Annotated in this window: 1 protein-coding gene; it reads left to right on the forward strand. The window is 48.3% G+C overall.

Features of this window, described 5'->3' with window-relative positions; all coding sequences use genetic code 11:
- Nucleotides 1-360 (forward strand): hypothetical protein (locus tag HP552_RS00065; RefSeq protein ID WP_175393800.1); only part of this gene is annotated, 360 nt, incomplete at both ends.

Here is a 360-nt window from a genome sequence, read left to right on the forward strand (position 1 = left end):
ACTGTAGCCTTCGTAGTCCAAGCTGCACCTGTTGTAGTGAACGTGCCTGTGATAAATGGAGAGAACGCAACTAAAGAAGCGAAACTTGCAGCCGTGGAAGCACATGTTACACAACCGCTGGAAGGTACGCCGATCACAGCTACAGTAGTAGCCGGAAGCAAAGCTGGAGAGTATATCGTGACGTATCATAACGGAAATGAAGAAACAGTGAAAACACTTACTGTAGCCTTCGTAGTCCAAGCTGCACCTGTTGTAGTGAACGTGCCTGTGATAAATGGAGAGAACGCAACTAAAGAAGCGAAACTTGCAGCCGTGGAAGCACATGTTACACAACCGCTGGAAGGTACGCCGATCACAGCT

Source organism: Paenibacillus xylanilyticus, assembly GCF_013359935.1.
GTDB lineage: Bacteria > Bacillota > Bacilli > Paenibacillales > Paenibacillaceae > Paenibacillus > Paenibacillus xylanilyticus.